We start from the raw sequence: 743 nt of genomic DNA, 5'->3' as shown, positions 1-743 counted from the left end.
TCACCTGGTGTTTCCGTTCCTTCACCTGGTGTTTCCGTTCCTTCACCTGGTGTTTCCGTTCCTTCACCTGGTGTTTCCGTTCCTTCACCTGGTGTTTCCGTTCCTTCACCTGGTGTTTCCGTTCCTTCACCTGGCTCTTTTTGATTTGTAATTTGAAGTTTTATAGCTTCAATTTTTTGATTAGAAATCGTAAATCTGATTTCTTTATCAGATAAAGTGTATCCTTCTGGAGCCTGAACTTCTTTTAAAATATAATCTCCTGGCTCCAATTCTTTCGAAGTTACTTTACCATTTTTATCTGTTGTTAATGTGTCTATTTTTGTTCCGTCTTTCAAAATTTCAAAGACTGCGCCTGCTAATGTTTTATCTGTATCATTAGCATCTACCTTTGTAATTTCTACTTGGCCTGTAATTTTTTCTTTCACTTTTTCATTCAATACTTCTTGTTTTGCTACTTCATTTGCAACAATGTTTACTTCTACTGTTACTTCTAGCGCTTTATAGCCTTCTGGCGCTTTCGTTTCTTCTAACGTATATTTTCCTGGTACAACGTTTTCGAATTTCACAACACCATCTTTATTTGTTGTTTTCGCTTCTCCAACTACTTGACCAGCTTCGTTCTTTAACTTAAATTCCGCACCTGCTAGAACTTTTCCACTTTCTGCATCCTTCTTGATTACTTGTAAGCTTCCTAGTTCTTTTGCGTTTTCCACTTGTACTTGTACTACTTTGTTTGCTTCCAC

The 743-nt window shown here is 37.1% G+C and carries 1 protein-coding gene; it reads right to left on the bottom strand.

Annotation, left to right across the window (positions count from 1 at the left end):
- On the bottom strand, positions 1–743 hold a 743-nt coding region (locus tag AC1DKZ_RS32850), incomplete at both ends, for an MSCRAMM family protein (RefSeq protein WP_476997973.1).

The organism is Bacillus sp. 05T21 (assembly GCF_056396785.1).
The sequence above is the reverse complement of the archived record's forward strand: the minus strand, read 5'-3'. Positions and strand labels throughout refer to the sequence as shown.